The organism is Comamonas sp., assembly GCF_036643215.1.
Lineage (GTDB): Bacteria > Pseudomonadota > Gammaproteobacteria > Burkholderiales > Burkholderiaceae_C > Comamonas.
The window spans coordinates 70,697-86,783 of the sequence record NZ_JAVXSJ010000010.1 but is presented as its reverse complement, the minus strand read 5'-3'; the positions used below and the strand labels follow the sequence as shown (position 1 = coordinate 86,783).

The following is a 16,087-nucleotide window of genomic DNA, read 5'->3' as shown; positions in this document are numbered from 1 at the left end:
GGCACACGTTATCGCAAGGATGAAACCGAGAGCGACTATGCGGAGAAGATGAGCCATGCAGCACCCAATAACGCGATGATTACAAACAGGCCCATGGCACCCCCTACTTTGTCAAAACAACCCTTGCTTTGAAAAAGCCCCTCACCCGGCCGGAATGAGGGATTCACGGCCCGATCAGGACAGTGCGCCACGCACCCACTTGAAGGCCTTCACGCCCACATAGATCAGCAGCACAGCAGCACCGATCAGACCGATAGGCGCAGCTTGCGCACCGATATCCGTGACCACACCGGCCACATCAACAGCAGCCGCGTTTGCAGCCGAAGTAGCAGCCACCAGACCCGCCACGGCAACGCCGCGCAATGCAAGAGATTTCTTCATGATTAATCCTCGTTGGTTGAATTTCCGTCGGTATGTCTGAGCACCTGAATCAGGACGCGAAAGCCCCAACCGGCAGCCCATATCAGGAGGACGGCTCCCCCGATCATTGCGCCCTCTTCAGTGGTCATGCTGAGCACCGGGAGGGCAAATTCATGCTGCACAGTGACTGTGCAGGCTTGAGTGCATTGGATGACTTGATCAGCCACGATCAGGAGCCGCTACCGAAGGCGTAGCAGTTGCGCGATTACGCGCAGCACGGATGCGAGCAGCCGCAAGAGTTTTTCCAGCGAGATATTCCGCGAGAGCATTGACACCCCCCAAAAGCAGGTGGAAAAGCATTGCGCCGACGAGCCCGCCAAGAAGCGCCAGTTGCACGACGCGCTCGGCCAGAAAACGCAGTTGGTCTCCGGTCAAGGACTCCATGGTCAAGCCTTGTCAGCAGGAGCCACAGAGCGCTCAGACTTGCCGGGAATACGAGTCAGGGCCGTGAGACGCGATTCGATCTTTCGGGTTTGGTAGTGAGCAGCCAGGCTGAATGTGGCCGTGTAGTTACCGGGCGTGATAAGGCCAATCATGTCTTTGGGAACGTCGAGAACGCCCACTTGCGAGACTGCACCGTCACCATCAAGCAGAATGCACTCGGCCTCTTGCATCGTCCATGCTTTGCCGTTCTTGCCAATGCCGGAACGGGAGTCATTGACCTTGAGAATTTGAACTATGGATGAATGCTGCATGTGGCCTCCTAAGGCGTGATATCCCCCGCAGATGGGGCAAACTATGAACACCACCAAAAAGTAGAGATACTAACTTTTAGTGGTGACAGAAGATAACACAAATTACTAATTTTTTGGAGTAATCATGCAACTAAGCAAAGCGATTGAGCTAGCAGCAGAAAAGGAAGGAAGCCAGAGAGCCTTAGCCAAAGCATTAGGCATAGGAGAAAACTACATAAGCGACATGAAAAACGGGCTGAAACCTTGCACAGTCGAGAACCGCATAAGAATCGCACTCATAGCAGGAATCGACCCGACACGAGCGGTAATTGAGGGACTGGCGGCATCGCTAAATGGCGATGACGAGCATCAAGCAGAAGCAAAAAACATGCTTAACGCAATGCTCGACGCATTCCCCGAAGAGGGGGAGCGCAACTCGTGATGTGCAGGCCCGAGATACTCATCAAATGAGAGACCCCTGTCTGGCGGAACATCGCCCAGTCCTTGCGGTCAATAGCCTGCTGATCGCCCACCGCCAGCGCAGCCGCCACGCCTAGAGCCGCTTGCTGGCGGTCTGGCGCTACACCCGGCAGCCATGTCTGCAAACGCTGCGACTGGGCCTGAATACGATCGCGCAGCCACTGGCGCCAGCGCTGCAGCGGGTATTGCCCTGTCACCGCCAGCAATTGCTGCGGCGCTTGCTCACGCACATAGCCTGTGGCCTGAACGCCCTGCTCCCACGCCTGCAACTCATAGTCAAAACCATGGGGGTTGCGGGCACCGTGCGGGCGCTTGATGCGAACCGTCAGCCGCCAGCGCTGGCCGGGGCTCAGCGCTACGCCCTGCGCCCATGGGGGAATCAGGGGCTGACTGGTGTCCAGCTCTCTTCCGTAAGGGCCATACCAGGCAAGCTCTATCAAAGGCGGCACACCGGGCGGCGCGGCATCCACCGCAAAACGCCAGCGCTGCCCGTTGCTGGTGGTTTGCAGCATGGATGCAATCGTGCCCTCCACCTGCAAATCAACCGCCTCCAGCGGCTTGGGCAAGGTCTGCGCCAGATAAGCATGAGCGCGCCAGCCTGTGACCCCGGCCACGCAGCAGGCGGCGGCCCACATCAGCAGCAACCAGCACAGCAGCGGCCTGCGCAGCAATGACTTGGCCATCAACAACATGAGCAAGCCCAGCACCAGCAAGCCTTGATAGGCCCACAAGCCCCACAGCTGCGCCTGCGTGACCTGCCACGCCGCACCCAGCACGCAGCCCCATAGCGGCGCAAGCCATGAAAGGCGCGCACGCTGGATGGGCGGTGTGGATTTGGACTGCACCTTGCCATGCTAGGGGCGGCGCACGTTCGCCAGAACTGCGGCAATCCCTGCCCTGGGTTCAGCAGTAAAACTGCCTCAAACGCCCATCTGTATTGCGATAGCAGCTATCAATTCAAAAGATCGTCGAGGTGCAATCGCTGTGTCAAACTCATCAGTCTTTCATTCCCGCACTATTGCCTCACTTCTGGAGTCCGTCATGAGCATCAACGACACACTCAAAGCCCTGAACATCACCCTGCCCGAAGTGGCCATCCCCGCAGCCGCTTACCTGCCCTATATGAAGTCCGGCAATCTGGTCTTCCTCAGCGGCCACATCGCCAAGCAAAACGGCCAGCCCTGGGTGGGCAAGCTGGGCGAGAACATCACAACCGAAGAAGGCAAGCTGGCCGCCCGCGCCGTGGCTATCGACCTGCTGGGTACGCTGCAACACGCCTGCGATGGCGACCTGAGCCGCGTCAAGCGCATCGTCAAAGTCATGAGCCTGGTCAACTCCACCACCAGCTACACCGACCAGCATCTGGTCACCAATGGCTGCAGCGAGCTGCTGGCTCAAGTCTTTGGCGAAGCAGGCAAGCACGCCCGCAGCGCCTTCGGCGTGGCACAGATCCCCTTGGGCTGCTGCGTTGAAATCGAGTTGATCGCCGAACTCGCCGACTAAATAATTCCCCCTATCGCCACTTAGCCTGACCGATATGACTACGCCCCCTCTGGTTCTGAGCATTCAATCCCATGTCGCCTACGGCCATGTGGGCAATGACGCGGCCATGCTGCCGCTGCAGCTGCTGGGCATAGAGCCCGTGGCCGTGCACACCGTGCAGTTCTCCAACCACACGGGTTATGGCGAATTCAAAGGTCAGGTCTTCACCCCCGCCCATGTGCAGGACGTGCTGGATGGTTTGCGCGCCCGTGGCGTGCTGGAGCGCTGCACCGCCGTGCTTTCCGGCTACCTGGGCGATGCCGGTGTGGGCGAAGCGATTTTGGCCGCCGTGCAGGAAGTGCGGGCCTCGCAGCCCAAAGCGCATTACCTATGCGACCCGGTCATGGGCGACGTGGGACGCGGCGTCTTCGTGCGCCCAGGCATCCCCGAATTTTTGCGCAAGCGTGCGCTGTCGCAAGCCAGTGTCATCACGCCCAACCATTACGAGTTTGAACTGCTCTGCGGCGGTCCTCTGACCACCGTGCAGGCAGCCACACAGGCGGCGCGCGCCATGCTCAGGCAAATGCATGACAGCGAAACCGCGCTGATCGCCATCACCAGCCTGCGCACCGACGACCTGCCCACCGATCAACTGGCCACACTGGCCGTGACCGCTGACAAGGCCTGGCTGGTGCAGACGCCCTATGTCGACCTGCACCCGCTGCCCAATGGCATGGGCGATGTGTTTGCGGCGGTGCTGCTGGGCCATCTGATCCAGGAGCGCGCCATTCCCGATGCGGTATCGCGCGCCGTCAGCAGCCTCTACGCCTTGGTCTCACGTACTGAAGCAGGCCAGCGGGATTTGCCTTTAGTCGCTTGCCGTGAGCAGATTACTAAGCCTGTAGAGATATTTGCTGCAGTGGCTGTGGCTGAGGCGTAAATTTAGGCAAGGCGAAGGACTGAGTTCGGCTGCCGACCTCAGCCCCTACCCAAACCCACCCTTCAAACAAAAAGCCGCACCAGTTAGATCTGATGCGGCTTTGTTTTTTGTACGCTTAACGCAGCTTATTCCACGCGCATCACGCTCTGCGGCTTGAAGCCCAAATCGGCGGCCTTGCCCTTGCGGCCACGGTTGCCACGAGCGTTATTGAGGCTGCGAATTTCCAGCGTTTCGGTGCGTACCTTGCCACCACGACCAATGCCATCCAGACGAATGCTGCGCGTGTAGGCGGCAGCACCGGCCAGGGTGTCCTTGTCTTCCAGACTGATGAGCATGAGGCCGCGACCGCCCTTAGGCATGGCTTTGATCTCGCCAATCTCGAACGTCAGAATGCGCCCGCCGACCGATGCGCAAATCACATGAGTGGCGGGGTTGAGCAGACCAGCGGCCTGCTCGCCGCCCTCCACATATTCAGCACGCGCATTCATGGGCACGCCGTGCACGACGGATGGAGCGCACAAAGTCTCGCCTTCGCCCAGCGTGACAAAGGCTTTGCCCGCCTTCTGGCGCGAGAGCATGTCGCCCACCGCTGCCATAAAGCCGTAAGCGCCCGAGCCCGACAGCAGCAGCTGCGTGCTTTCAGCACCAGCAAAGTAGTAGAGCAGTTGCGTGCCTGCTTCCAGCTCGATCAGCGTGGTGACAGGCTGACCATCACCGCGCCCGCCGGGCAAAGCCGATACAGGCACCGAGTACACACGGCCGTTGCTGCCAAAGGCCAGCAGTTGATCGACAGTGCGGCATTCAAATGTGCCAAGCAGGCTGTCGCCCGCTTTGAAGCTGAGAGTGGCGGCATCCACGCCATGACCCTGACGCGTGCGTACCCAGCCCTTGTCGGAAATGATGACCGTGGTGGGCTCATCCACCACCTTGACTTCGGCCACCACCTTCTTTTCCTCGTGGATCAGCGTGCGGCGTGCGTCGCCAAAGGTTTTGGAATCGGTCTCGATTTCCTTGCAGATCAGGCGGCGCATGGTGGCTTCGCTGCCCAGGATATCGTCCAGCTTGCCCTGCTCGGTGCGCAGCTCTTTGAGCTCTTGCTCGATCTTGATCGCCTCAAGGCGCGCCAATTGGCGCAGACGAATTTCAAGAATGTCCTCGGCCTGACGCTCTGAGAGTTTGAACTCTTCAATCAGCGCCTGCTTGGGCTCATCGCTGGCGCGAATGATGGCAATGACCTGATCAATATTGAGCAGAACGGCCTGACGGCCTTCCAGAATATGGATGCGGTCCAGCACCTTGGCCAGACGATGCTGGCTGCGACGCGTGACGGTCTGGAAGCGGAAGGCAATCCACTCTTCCAGCATCTGGCGCAGCGACTTCTGCACAGGGCGGCCATCCAAACCAATGCTGGTCAGGTTGATGGAGCTCGATGATTCGAGGCTGGTGTGGGCCAGCAGCGCTGTAATCAGCTCGGATTGCGGAACCTTGCCGGTCTTGGGCTCGAACACGATGCGCACTGGCGCATCCTTGCTCGACTCGTCACGCACGCAGTCGAGCACGGCCAGCATGCTGGCCTTGAGCTGGGTCTGCTCCTGCGTCAGCGTCTTCTTGCCGGTCTTGACCTTGGGGTTGGTGATGTCCTCGATCTCTTCGAGCACCTTCTGGGTCGAAACGCCGGGGGGCAGCTCCGTCACCACCAGTTGCCACTGACCGCGTGCCAGCTCTTCAATCTTCCAGCGCGCGCGCACCTTGAGGCTGCCGCGACCGCTGCGGTAGGCATCGGCAATATCACTGCTGGAAGAGATGATCTGGCCGCCGCCCGGATAGTCGGGGCCGGGAATCATCGCCAGCAACTCTTCTTCGCTGAGGTTGGGCTTTTTGATCAGGCTCACGCAGGCCGCGGCCACCTCCACCAAGTTATGGCTGGGGATTTCAGTGGCCAAGCCCACGGCAATGCCGCTGGCGCCGTTGAGCAGCGAAAACGGCAGGCGAGCCGGCAACTGCCTTGGCTCTTGCGTGCTGCCGTCGTAGTTGGGCACAAAGTCCACCGTGCCCATGTCGATTTCGTCGAGCAGCAAGCTAGTAATTTTGGACAAGCGCGCTTCGGTGTAACGCATTGCGGCTGCGCCGTCACCGTCGCGGCTACCAAAGTTGCCTTGACCGTCGACCAGCGGGTAGCGCTGGTTGAAGTCCTGCGCCATGCGCACCAGTGCATCGTAGGCAGATTGGTCGCCATGCGGGTGAAAGCGGCCCAGCACATCGCCCACCACGCGGGCACTTTTGACGGGCTTGGCCGCCGTGTTGCCGTTGTTGCCGCTATAGCTCAGGCCCATGCGATCCATCGCATAGAGAATGCGGCGCTGCACGGGTTTCAGGCCGTCGCAGACATCTGGCAGGGCACGGCCTTTGACGACCGACAAAGCATATTCAAGATAGGCGCGCTGTGCGTATTGGCCCAGGTCCAGTACATCGCCAGCGGCTTGAAGAGACAAATCCGGTGTGGTTTGATCGCTCATGAATTCTCAGTAATTTTCCAAATATCGCGTGTTCAGCGAATCAAGGTAGCTGTACGTCAGGGCTAGGCAAAGTCATGCGAATGCGAGACCCGCCTTTACCAGCAGAAGCTGCAGCAGCACTAGCTCGGCCGCTCAGCGGCTTGCCCGCCTGCAACTGCTCATAGATGCCCGTGACCGCCTTGACGTAATTCATCGTTTCTTTATAGGGTGGAATGGCCTTGCCAAACTTCTGCACCGCGCCTTCGCCTGCGTTATAGGCGGCCAGCACCAGATCGAGTCGTTCAGGGAACAATTTCATCAAGTAGCTGAGGTAGCGGGCGCCTGCGGGGATATTCACGGCAGGGTCAGCCAGTTGCTCCTGCATACTGCGGCTTTTGCTGGCGGCCACGCCAAAGCGCTCAGCCGTGGCGGGCATCAACTGCATCAGGCCTACCGCCCCCTTGGGCGAGATGGCACCGGGGTCAAAGCCAGACTCCACCGCAATCACGGCCTTCAGCAACTCGTATTCCACGCCCGTTCTTTCAGCGGCTTTTTGCAGGTGAGGCCTGACGCTTTTGTAGCGCGGCGACACTTCAAAAAAGCTCTGCATACGGGTGCGGGCGGTCAGGCCTTGCGCAGCGGTATCGGAGCGCAGGCCAGGCTGAGTGCTGTCATAGCGCTCACCCTTGAAGAACAGCTTGTAGCGTTCATCCAGCGCCTCGGCTGCAAAGTGGGTGATGCCAAACTCATCCACATACGCCCACAGATCGGCATGCGCCGCCGGTGCAAACGCCAGCCAGCCAGCGCCAGCCAGCAACAACTGAGCACCGGCCAGACGAACACCAGTGCGCAAACGCGCCAGCCTGCCGCTTTTCTGCGAAGGCTGTTGCTGAGTACCGAACAGGAAATTTGACATGACTTGATCCAGTGACCGCAGAAGGCTGGGCGTGACGCCTGCCTTGCTCAGATGTCGATCTCCACGGCGTCGCCGTGCAGTTCCATCAACTCGCGGCGGGCGGCGGCTTCGCCCTTGCCCATGAGCTTGGTGACGACGGCTGCAGCCTCGGCAAAGTCCAGATGCATGAACTGCACTGCGGGCATGCGACGTGTGTCGGGGTTGAGCGTGGTTTCCCACAGCTGCTCGGCATTCATCTCGCCCAGCCCCTTGAAGCGGCTGACCTGGCATTTCTCGCGGGGCACGCCATCTTTGGCGCACTTTTCGATGATGGCTTCCAGCTCGCCTGCATCCAGCGCATAGACCTTGATAGCGGGCTTTTTGCCACGTGCAGGCACATCTACACGGAACAGCGGAGGCAGGGCCACATGAATGTGACCGGCTTCGATGAGCTTGGGGAAATGTTTGAAGAACAGCGTGAGCAGCAGCACCTGAATATGGGAGCCGTCCACGTCCGCATCACTCAAGATGCAAATCTTGCCGTAGCGCAGACCAGTCAGGTCGGGGTCGTCATTGGGGCCATGCGGGTCCACACCAATCGCCACCGAAATATCGTGAATTTCGTTATTGGCAAACAGGCGATCGCGATCCACTTCCCAGGTGTTGAGCACCTTGCCGCGCAGCGGCAGAATGGCCTGTGTTTCCTTGTCGCGGCCCATCTTGGCGCTACCGCCAGCAGAGTCACCCTCGACCAGAAACACTTCGTTGACGCTGATGTCCTTGCTTTCGCAGTCGGTCAGCTTGCCGGGCAGCACAGCCACGCCGCTGCCCTTGCGCTTTTCAACCTTCTGCCCAGCCTTCTGGCGGGTCTGGGCGGCCTTGATAGCGATCTCGGCCAGCTTTTTGCCCCAGTCCACATGCTCGTTCAGCCAGAGCTCCAGCACCGGGCGCACAAAGCCAGAGACCAGACGCACGGCATCGCGCGAGTTCAGGCGCTCCTTGATCTGGCCTTGAAACTGCGGGTCCAGCACCTTGGTGTTGAGCACGTAGCTGGCGCGGGCAAACACATCGTCAGGCATGAGCTTGACGCCCTTGGGCAGCAGCGAATGCATGTCGATAAAGGCTTTGACGGCCTGAAACAGACCATCGCGCAGGCCGCTGTCATGCGTGCCGCCAGCGGTGGTGGGGATCAGGTTGACATAGCTTTCGCGCAGCGGCGAGCCGTCTTCGGTAAAGGCCACGCACCATGCGGCACCTTCACCTTCGGCGAAGCTGTCGTTGTTTTTGTCGGCAAAGCCCTCGCCCTCAAACAGGGGAATGACAGGCTCGCCATGCAGACTTTGCGCCAGATAGTCACGCAAGCCGCCCTTGAACTGCCAGGTTTGCGTATCACGCGTCTTTTCATTGACCAGCGTAACGGCCACACCGGGCATGAGCACGGCTTTGCTGCGCAGCAAATGCACCAGCTCGCCCATGGGCAGGGCCGAAGATTCAAAGTATTTGGCATCAGGCCAGGCGCGCACGGTGGTGCCGTGCTTGCGCTCGCCGGGCTGCAGATCACGAATCTGCAACGGCTCGATCACATCACCAGCCGAGAACACCAGCGTGGCGACCTGACCATCGCGGTGCACCGCCACTTCAAGGCGGGTAGCCAGCGCATTGGTCACCGAGACGCCCACGCCGTGCAGGCCGCCGGAGAAGCTGTAAGCCCCGCCATTGCCCTTGTCGAACTTGCCCCCTGCGTGCAGACGCGTGAAGACCAGCTCCACCACGGGTGCATTTTCTTCAGGGTGCATGCCAAAGGGAATGCCGCGACCATCGTCTTCCACGCTGTATGAGCCGTCGGCGTGCATGGTGAACTTGATCTTTTTGCCGTAACCGGCAAGCGCCTCATCGGCCGCGTTGTCGAGCACCTCCTGCAATACATGCAAGGGGTTGTCGGTACGCGTATACATGCCGGGTCGCTGTTTGACAGGCTCCAGACCCTTGAGAACGCGGATCGAGCCTTCGGAATATTCGTTGGACGGTTTGACTGCCATGGGGGCGGATTGTAGTGGGCTCTCCAGATTAATGCTGGATAAATTCACAGTTGTTTACTCCCAATACTCTTGCACAAAGCCAGAACAACTGTCTTTGGCATGTGTTTTTGCTTGCAGAGCGAGCACTATAAACCTCATCAAAACAATAGCTTGTAGCGCCTGCAAGAAGTGAATTTCAAAGCTATTCAATGCTGAGGTCTATGAATAGCAAGCGCAAAGCGCTCACTTTTTTAATCACCCCTAGTGCTATCGGGCACTTCCCACCACTTCTCAGGGCTGGCCGCCACGCCCCGCTCTCGCATTCCGGCAAGAGAGCCTGCCGCGCAGGCGACGGCCAGCGTACGCGCAAAAGCAGTTGTTTCGTTAAAGTCGAGTACTGACACGATTTTCCGCACGCACGGTATGACAACAAAGACAACACAACCATCGCTGTCCATGGCGCAGATTCTTCTGTGCGGTGGTGCCATCGTCACCCTTTCCATGGGCATACGCCATGGCTTTGGCCTGTGGCTGCAACCCATCACGCAGGATATGGGCTGGACGCGCGAAAGCTTCTCGCTGGCCATTGCCGTGCAAAACCTGTCCTGGGGCATTTTGGGCATTTTTGTCGGCATTCTGGCCGACCGCATCGGCGCCTTCAAGGTGCTGATTGGCGGCTCTATCCTGTATGCGCTGGGTCTGGTCGGCATGGCGCTATCGCCCACCAGTACGATGTTTTTGCTCACCGCCGGGGTGCTGGTCGGGGCGGCGCAGGCCGGCACCACCTATGCCGTGATCTACGGCGTGCTGGGGCGACAGATTCCGGTTGCTCAGCGCAGCTGGGCCATGGGTGTGACAGCGGCAGCGGGTTCGTTTGGCCAGTTTTTCATGGTGCCGGTGGAGGGCGGGCTGATTGCGCAGTTCGGCTGGTCTAACGCTTTGCTGGTCCTGGCGGTGTTCGCCCTGCTGATTGCCGGTCTGGCCTTTGGCCTGCGTGAACCAGGCTTTAGCAGCGGCACGCCCATCAAGCGCGATCAGACCGTGGGGCAGGCGCTGAAAGAGGCGTGGTCTTACCCCAGCTTTTTGCTGCTGATGGCGGGCTACTTTGTCTGCGGCTTTCAAGTCATGTTCATTGGCGTGCACATGCCCAGCTACCTCAAAGACTTTGGCATGGCCCCACATGTGGCCAGCTACTCTCTGGCGCTGGTAGGCCTGTTCAATATCTTTGGCACCTATCTGGCGGGCAATCTGGGCCAGAAGATGCCCAAGCGCTACCTGCTGTCGGGCATCTACAGCCTGCGCTCGGTGGCCACGGTCTGCTTTTTGCTAGCTCCGCTGTCGCCCTGGTCGGTCTACATCTTCTGCGCCGCCATGGGCTTTTTGTGGCTGTCTACCGTGCCGCTGACCAATGCCACCATCGCCCAGATTTTTGGCGTGCAGCACCTGTCCATGCTGGGCGGTTTTGTCTTCTTCAGCCACCAGATCGGCAGCTTTCTGGGCGTGTGGCTGGGCGGCTATCTGTATGACATCAACGGCAACTACGACATGGTCTGGTACATCTCGATTGGGCTGGGTATCTTTGCCGCCCTCGTCAACCTGCCGGTTCGCGAAAGGGCCATTGCGCGCCCCAGCACGGCCAATGCAGCCTGAAGCCATGCAGATCAAACTCTGGCAACGCATCCTCATCTGGGCCGCCGTTCTGGCGGTTCTGCTGGCCGTGTTTGCCCTGTATCTGCAACCGCAATTCATGCTCACACTGGCTGACCAAGTCTGGGCCTGCTTCTGAGCTTTGGGTGCCACCCGGCCCCGCAGTCAGGCCGGGAGAGAACATGCACCGTATCGTGATTACCGGCGCGTCTGACGGCATTGGCGCTGAGATCGCCCTCCAGCTTGCGCAAACCCATCAAAACCAGCTGCAACTGACACTGGCCGCGCGCAATGCAGACAATCTGCAAGCCGTGGCCCGCCTGTGCGAGGCGCATGGCGCACAGGTGCTGGTGCAGCCCACCGATGTCTCCGTCGAAGCCCAGTGCCGCACGCTGATTGCAGAAGCCGTGCGCCGCTTTGACGGCATCGATGTGCTGATCAACAACGCTGGCATCTCCGCCCACGCCTTGCTGGAAGATGTCAGCGCCCAAGACCTGAACTGGTACGAGCAGCTAATGCGCATCAACCTCTGGGGCAGTGTGTGGTGCACCCATGCTGCGCTGCCGCATCTCAAGGCCAGCAAGGGCGCCATCGTCGCCGTGTCATCGCTGGCCGGGCTGATCGGTGTGCCGGGCCGCACCGCTTACAGCGCCAGCAAATTTGCCATGACCGGTTTTTTTGAAGCACTGCGCGCCGAACTCAAACCCGCAGGCGTGAGCGTCACCACGGCCTACCCCGGCGTGGTGGCCACGCAGATTCGCAACCGCGGCTACAACGCCAAGGGCGTGGCCGCAGGCGTCAGCGGCCTCAAGGAAGACAAAGCCATGTCGGTGGAAGAATGCGCGCGCCTCATCATCCATGGCATGAACCAGCGCCAGCGCGAGGTAGTGATGGACAAGGGCAAGCTAGGCCACTTCCTCAAACTGATTGCGCCCGGCTTGGTTGAGAACATGGCGCTGGCCGCGCTCAAAGACGATGTGAAGCCGCATTGACCTCAATCTTGCGGATTGCTCTGACAGTCCTTGTCAGCCCCTTGCAGCGCGGCGCTGCTATAGTTTTTGCAAGATGACTTGCACAACACCCGACGCAATCCTTGGCGCTCAGCCCAGCCCAAAGCCCTTGCCTTCAATGAACGCTGCCCACGGCGCGCAAGCGCCTTCCGCATGGATTACCCGCTTCGCCCAGCTGGTACGCCCGCAAGGCACGGTGCTGGATCTGGCTTGCGGCATGGGTCGCCACACCCGCTATTTTTCTACATCCAATCATGTTCTAACCAGCGTAGATAAAGCGCAAGAAGCTACGCAATCCGTAGCAGACATCGCAGAAACCATCACCGCTGATATTGAAAACGCCCCCTGGCCGCTGACAGGTCGCAGTTTTGACGGCGTGGTCATCACCAACTACCTGTGGCGCCCACTGTGGCCGCAGATTCTGGACAGCGTCAAACCCGGCGGCGTGCTGCTGTATGAAACCTTTGGCCAAGGTAATGAAGCCTTTGGCAAGCCCTCGCGCCCTGACTTTCTGCTGGCCCCTGGCGAGCTGCTGCAAGTCTGCGCAGGCTGGACCATCGTGGCCTATGAGCATGGCCAGCTGCGCCAGCCCGACCGTGTGGTGCAGCGCATAGCCGCTATCAAGCCAGGAGCTGACAGCGAAAACCCCGCCTTGCTGCAAGCCTGATTTCACCGCAAACCCTGAGCGAACTCCATGCCCGACTACGCCCTGCTCCTGGCCCACGACGAACACCCCAGCCCGACCGCCGACTGGCCTGCCGAGCCCGGCGGTCCCTGCGAAGGCTGGGCCGAATGGTTTGACGGCATGCCGCTGCTGTTCAGCGTGCTGTTGGGTGATACCAAGCACCTGCCCGAGCGGGTGCCCTGCAGCGCTTATCAGGACAAGGAAAGCCTGATTTCGCTGGCCGCGCCCATGGATCAGGTCAAAGCCCGCTGGCAATGGCTCAAAACGCAGATGGAGCCGCTGCCCGCCCACTGGCCCGAATCGGCCAAAAAGCAGTGGCAGGAGATTGACGCCATCGTCACCCAAAGCCAGCGCCAATGGCTGCTGCTGGACTGCGCAACGCTGATCCCCGAGGACACCGATTCGCCCGATTACGCCGCCGCGCTCAACGCCCTGCGCGAGCGCTGCCTGCAGTGGGACTGCAGCGGTGAAGGCCTGCCCGAATCGCTACAGGTTTTGAAGCAGCACCCGCAAGCGCAGTTGGGGTGGTGGAGCTATTCGGTGCTGATGCGCACCGAAGTGATTGAGCGCGACAACGATGATGACTGGCCCGCCTGGCTCAAAGACCACTATGTAGAGCGATACCACAGCGCCTGGGATGAGGGCACGGACGCCTACTACGTCATGCCCAAAATCCACCCACGCACCGGCGCCAAGCTGCCCGGTGAAAACCACCGTGACGGCTGGCCGATCGGCTTGGTCACCCCCTATGGCCGCTGGCTGGTCAAACCCATCGAAGGCGCAAACGGCGCCTATACATCAGGCGGCTATATCTGCGTGCGCTACCCCGAGGAAGCTGAAGGCGTTGGCGAGAAATCTGGCCTCAAAGACTTGAACGGCAACTGGGTCGTGCCGCCATCGGCTGGCTACCGCAATGCCTATGCCATCACGCCCCAGGTCATGGCCTGCAAATCAGCCCACATCCCCAACACCGAAGACCTGCGCAGCCTGCCGGGCCTTGCGCTGCTGCACGAAGGGCTGAGCAGCATTGACTACAACGAAGAAGAAGACGAATTCATCCGCGCCGATCAGGGGCCGTATGGCAACTCGCGCAAGCTGCTGCTCAAGTCCGATGGCCAGCCGCTGTTTGACGCCAGCAAGTACGAGCAGATCAACGACTTCAACGCCAAAACCGGCCTAGCCGTGGTGACGGTGCGCGAAAACTATGTTGATGAAAACGGCGAAGAAGCCCGCCGCATCTGGGAAGGCGTGCTGCATATTAGCGGCCATGAAATCATTCCCTGCGAATACAAAACCATTGAGCGCGGCTTTAGCAGCTCGCCGCCCAAGGTGCTGCCCGGCAGCAAGCTGCTGGCCATTACCGACAAAGGCCAGCCCCATGTTTACAACACCAAGGGCAAGCTGCTGGCGTCGCCCGATATCTGGTGCCCGCCGCTGAACTGCAGCCCCCAAAAAAATGAGCTGCTCACCTTTATGGGTGAAGGGCCAGAGGCCGAATTGGTCATTTTTTCCATCAAGGATTTCAGCATCACCCGCACGGGCGAGACCTGGGACGACTACCGCAATGCCATTCGCGGCATGTTCAAAGGGCTGGGCGGCGAGCAAGCCGAAACCACGACCATGACTCGCGCAGAGCTGATCGAGGCCGAAGACGAAATCTGGATGAGCGACCTGACCCGCATTCTGTGTCTGGGCGATGAGGACGAAGCCACCGAGCTGCTGCAGGAATGGCGCGACTGCGTGGCCGAGCCGGACGCTGACGACATGGGATGGGATGAAGACGACGAAATCGACCCCAATGAGATGCACTTGCCCGCAGGCGAAAACGCGCTGACGCTGTACTGGGTGCACCTCATCCCCATCGCCACCCAGTTCGCCCGCTTTGACTGGAAAGACGCCGACGGCATTGCCAACACCCACTGGCTGCCCGGCACCGACAACTGGCATTGGGATACCCCAGCTGACGGCGTGGAATCTGGCCTGGAACATCTGGCCGAGCACCTGAGCAGCCGCGACATGGCACTGATCAAACTGGCGACAGATGACGACAGCATCCGCATCACCGTGGTGCGCGCCGATGCCGTAGAGGACTTTCTGGACCGCTTAGCGCAAGCCAGCATCAGGGCGTGGAATTACAGCGCATGACAGCTCTGAACAGCCGCAGCGCATCACCCCAGCCATCGCAAATTTTGTAGCAGGTACCGCAAGCGCATCCTGACTTGCAGTGCCATTTGGCTATTAAAGACCCTCAGACCATGAACGAATCAGCACCGCTGGAAGCACCCGACTGGCTGACCAAGGACTTTCTCGCTCACGACAGCGCCTGGGAACCCGAAGCGAAGGTCTGGCTGGTCATGCCGCTCAAGCACCCCAAAACCGGCCAGCCCCTGCCACGGCAGCATGAGGAAAACGAGCGCGATGAACAAGAACCTTGGCCCGTCGGCCTGGTCACCCCCGAAGGCCGCTGGCTGCTGCAGCCCAGCGAAGGGGCCAGCCAGGCCTTTGTGAGTGGCCAGCACATCAACGTCTACTTCCCGGAGTTGCCCACCCAGAAGGGGCGCGCCAGCGGGGTGATGGACTTCAACGGCCACTGGGTTGTGCCGCCCTCGGCGGGCTACCTGGAGCTGATGGCCCTCACACCCCATGTGGTTCAGTGCCAGTCTGAAAAAGTGCCTGAGCGCCACGACCTGCGCGGCATGCCCGCTATGAATTTGCTACAGGCCAGCATCATCGACGCCGGCTGGCACCCCGAAGACAACACCCTGCGCGCCGACCGGGGCGGCGAGATGCGAGAGCAGGCGCTGGTGATGGACATTCACGGCCAGCTTTTGTTCGAGAGCCATTACGAGCGCATTGAGGCCTTCGACCCCAAAACCGGCCTGGCCGTGGCCGCCATCCGCCAGCCTCATACCGAAAGCGATGGCAGTGCCAGCTCCCGCGAGCTGGAAGGCGTGATCCACATCAGCGGCCAAGTCATCGTGCCCTGCGAGTTCGAGCTGATTGACCGCAGCTTTTTCAGCTCCCCTCCCCGAGTTCACCCCGGCGGCAAGCTGCTGGCCTTTAACTACGAAGGCCAGCCTCGTATCTACAACACCCAGAGCAAGCTGCTGGCCGCGCCCGATATTTACTGCCCCATCTTGCACCGCAAGGCAAGAAAAGGTGAGCTGCTTTCGCTGACGCAGCAAGGTCCACAGGGCGAAATCATCATGTTTTCCATCAAGGACTTCAGCTTGACCCTCACCGGCCAGACCTGGGAGGAGCATATGAATGCACGGCTCAACCACACTTGAACTGGCGCCTTAAGTCGGCCCTTGAATCGGCACACACAAGTGAGCTTGCGC

General features: G+C 60.1%; 16 protein-coding genes. 9 read left to right on the top strand and 7 right to left on the bottom strand.

Annotation, left to right across the window (positions count from 1 at the left end):
- Nucleotides 1-174 precede the first annotated feature (174 nt).
- The 3 genes from RSF91_RS09195 to RSF91_RS09185 form a co-directional block, all read right to left on the bottom strand.
- Complete coding sequence (locus RSF91_RS09195) at nucleotides 175-381, bottom strand: major capsid protein (RefSeq protein ID WP_332568134.1); 207 nt, start codon at nucleotides 379-381, stop codon at nucleotides 175-177.
- A gap of 198 nt (nucleotides 382-579) precedes the next feature.
- Nucleotides 580-804, bottom strand: coding sequence for a hypothetical protein (locus RSF91_RS09190; protein WP_332568133.1), 225 nt, complete (start codon nucleotides 802-804; stop codon nucleotides 580-582).
- Between the two features lie 2 nt (nucleotides 805-806).
- Entirely contained in the window at nucleotides 807-1,115 is a 309-nt protein-coding gene (locus RSF91_RS09185) for a hypothetical protein (protein WP_332568132.1), read from the bottom strand.
- 124 nt (nucleotides 1,116-1,239) lie between these two features.
- On the opposite strand from RSF91_RS09185, the gene RSF91_RS09180 reads away from it, so the two are divergent.
- Complete coding sequence (locus RSF91_RS09180) at nucleotides 1,240-1,536, top strand: helix-turn-helix transcriptional regulator (protein WP_332568131.1); 297 nt, start codon at nucleotides 1,240-1,242, stop codon at nucleotides 1,534-1,536.
- Here RSF91_RS09180 and RSF91_RS09175 read toward each other — a convergent pair.
- Nucleotides 1,487-2,419: a ComEC/Rec2 family competence protein gene (locus tag RSF91_RS09175; protein WP_332568130.1), complete on the bottom strand. Its 933-nt coding sequence runs from the start codon at nucleotides 2,417-2,419 to the stop codon at nucleotides 1,487-1,489. The genes RSF91_RS09180 and RSF91_RS09175 overlap by 50 nt on opposite strands.
- 196 nt (nucleotides 2,420-2,615) lie before the next feature.
- On the opposite strand from RSF91_RS09175, the gene RSF91_RS09170 reads away from it, so the two are divergent.
- Nucleotides 2,616-3,077, top strand: a complete 462-nt coding sequence (locus tag RSF91_RS09170; RefSeq protein WP_332568129.1) for a RidA family protein — start codon at nucleotides 2,616-2,618, stop codon at nucleotides 3,075-3,077.
- Nucleotides 3,078-3,111: 34 nt separating this feature from the next.
- Entirely contained in the window at nucleotides 3,112-3,996 is an 885-nt protein-coding gene (gene pdxY / locus RSF91_RS09165; RefSeq protein ID WP_332568128.1) for a pyridoxal kinase PdxY, read from the top strand.
- A gap of 125 nt (nucleotides 3,997-4,121) precedes the next feature.
- Here pdxY and parC read toward each other — a convergent pair whose 3' ends face one another.
- The 3 genes from parC to RSF91_RS09150 are packed head-to-tail and all read right to left on the bottom strand — an operon-like array spanning nucleotide 4,122 to nucleotide 9,425.
- Complete coding sequence (gene parC, locus RSF91_RS09160) at nucleotides 4,122-6,512, bottom strand: DNA topoisomerase IV subunit A (RefSeq protein WP_332568127.1); 2,391 nt, start codon at nucleotides 6,510-6,512, stop codon at nucleotides 4,122-4,124.
- Between the two features lie 40 nt (nucleotides 6,513-6,552).
- Nucleotides 6,553-7,407: a lytic transglycosylase domain-containing protein gene (locus RSF91_RS09155; RefSeq protein WP_332568126.1), complete on the bottom strand. Its 855-nt coding sequence runs from the start codon at nucleotides 7,405-7,407 to the stop codon at nucleotides 6,553-6,555.
- A 47-nt stretch (nucleotides 7,408-7,454) separates the two neighbouring features.
- Complete coding sequence (locus RSF91_RS09150) at nucleotides 7,455-9,425, bottom strand: DNA topoisomerase IV subunit B (RefSeq protein WP_332568125.1); 1,971 nt, start codon at nucleotides 9,423-9,425, stop codon at nucleotides 7,455-7,457.
- A gap of 402 nt (nucleotides 9,426-9,827) precedes the next feature.
- Here RSF91_RS09150 and RSF91_RS09145 point away from each other — a divergent pair, with 402 nt between their 5' ends.
- From RSF91_RS09145 to RSF91_RS09120, 6 genes are all read left to right on the top strand, one after another.
- Nucleotides 9,828-11,054 carry an MFS transporter gene (locus tag RSF91_RS09145; RefSeq protein WP_332568124.1) on the top strand — a complete coding sequence of 409 codons (1,227 nt, stop codon included), beginning with the start codon at nucleotides 9,828-9,830 and terminating at the stop codon, nucleotides 11,052-11,054.
- A 4-nt stretch (nucleotides 11,055-11,058) separates the two neighbouring features.
- A complete protein-coding gene (locus tag RSF91_RS09140) occupies nucleotides 11,059-11,190 on the top strand; it encodes a hypothetical protein (protein ID WP_332568123.1) in 132 nt (43 codons plus the stop codon).
- A 43-nt stretch (nucleotides 11,191-11,233) separates the two neighbouring features.
- Nucleotides 11,234-12,043 carry an SDR family oxidoreductase gene (locus tag RSF91_RS09135; protein WP_332568122.1) on the top strand — a complete coding sequence of 270 codons (810 nt, stop codon included), beginning with the start codon at nucleotides 11,234-11,236 and terminating at the stop codon, nucleotides 12,041-12,043.
- A gap of 136 nt (nucleotides 12,044-12,179) precedes the next feature.
- On the top strand, nucleotides 12,180-12,728 hold the full coding sequence (locus tag RSF91_RS09130) for a class I SAM-dependent methyltransferase (RefSeq protein WP_332568121.1): 549 nt from the start codon (nucleotides 12,180-12,182) through the stop codon (nucleotides 12,726-12,728).
- A 27-nt stretch (nucleotides 12,729-12,755) separates the two neighbouring features.
- Nucleotides 12,756-14,891 (top strand): DUF6630 family protein, encoded by a 2,136-nt coding sequence (locus RSF91_RS09125; protein ID WP_332568120.1) that lies wholly within the window; start codon nucleotides 12,756-12,758, stop codon nucleotides 14,889-14,891.
- A gap of 110 nt (nucleotides 14,892-15,001) precedes the next feature.
- Nucleotides 15,002-16,036, top strand: coding sequence for a hypothetical protein (locus RSF91_RS09120; RefSeq protein WP_332568119.1), 1,035 nt, complete (start codon nucleotides 15,002-15,004; stop codon nucleotides 16,034-16,036).
- The last annotated feature ends 51 nt before the right edge of the window (nucleotides 16,037-16,087 follow it).

Coding starts and splice junctions, on each gene's coding strand:
- RSF91_RS09195 (WP_332568134.1), bottom strand. CDS start 381: ATGAAGAAATCTCTTGCATTGCGCGGCGTTGCCGTGGCGGGTCTGGTG.
- RSF91_RS09190 (WP_332568133.1), bottom strand. CDS start 804: ATGGAGTCCTTGACCGGAGACCAACTGCGTTTTCTGGCCGAGCGCGTC.
- RSF91_RS09185 (WP_332568132.1), bottom strand. CDS start 1,115: ATGCAGCATTCATCCATAGTTCAAATTCTCAAGGTCAATGACTCCCGT.
- RSF91_RS09180 (WP_332568131.1), top strand. CDS start 1,240: ATGCAACTAAGCAAAGCGATTGAGCTAGCAGCAGAAAAGGAAGGAAGC.
- RSF91_RS09170 (WP_332568129.1), top strand. CDS start 2,616: ATGAGCATCAACGACACACTCAAAGCCCTGAACATCACCCTGCCCGAA.
- pdxY (WP_332568128.1), top strand. CDS start 3,112: ATGACTACGCCCCCTCTGGTTCTGAGCATTCAATCCCATGTCGCCTAC.
- parC (WP_332568127.1), bottom strand. CDS start 6,512: ATGAGCGATCAAACCACACCGGATTTGTCTCTTCAAGCCGCTGGCGAT.
- RSF91_RS09155 (WP_332568126.1), bottom strand. CDS start 7,407: ATGTCAAATTTCCTGTTCGGTACTCAGCAACAGCCTTCGCAGAAAAGC.
- RSF91_RS09150 (WP_332568125.1), bottom strand. CDS start 9,425: ATGGCAGTCAAACCGTCCAACGAATATTCCGAAGGCTCGATCCGCGTT.
- RSF91_RS09145 (WP_332568124.1), top strand. CDS start 9,828: ATGACAACAAAGACAACACAACCATCGCTGTCCATGGCGCAGATTCTT.
- RSF91_RS09140 (WP_332568123.1), top strand. CDS start 11,059: ATGCAGATCAAACTCTGGCAACGCATCCTCATCTGGGCCGCCGTTCTG.
- RSF91_RS09135 (WP_332568122.1), top strand. CDS start 11,234: ATGCACCGTATCGTGATTACCGGCGCGTCTGACGGCATTGGCGCTGAG.
- RSF91_RS09130 (WP_332568121.1), top strand. CDS start 12,180: ATGAACGCTGCCCACGGCGCGCAAGCGCCTTCCGCATGGATTACCCGC.
- RSF91_RS09125 (WP_332568120.1), top strand. CDS start 12,756: ATGCCCGACTACGCCCTGCTCCTGGCCCACGACGAACACCCCAGCCCG.
- RSF91_RS09120 (WP_332568119.1), top strand. CDS start 15,002: ATGAACGAATCAGCACCGCTGGAAGCACCCGACTGGCTGACCAAGGAC.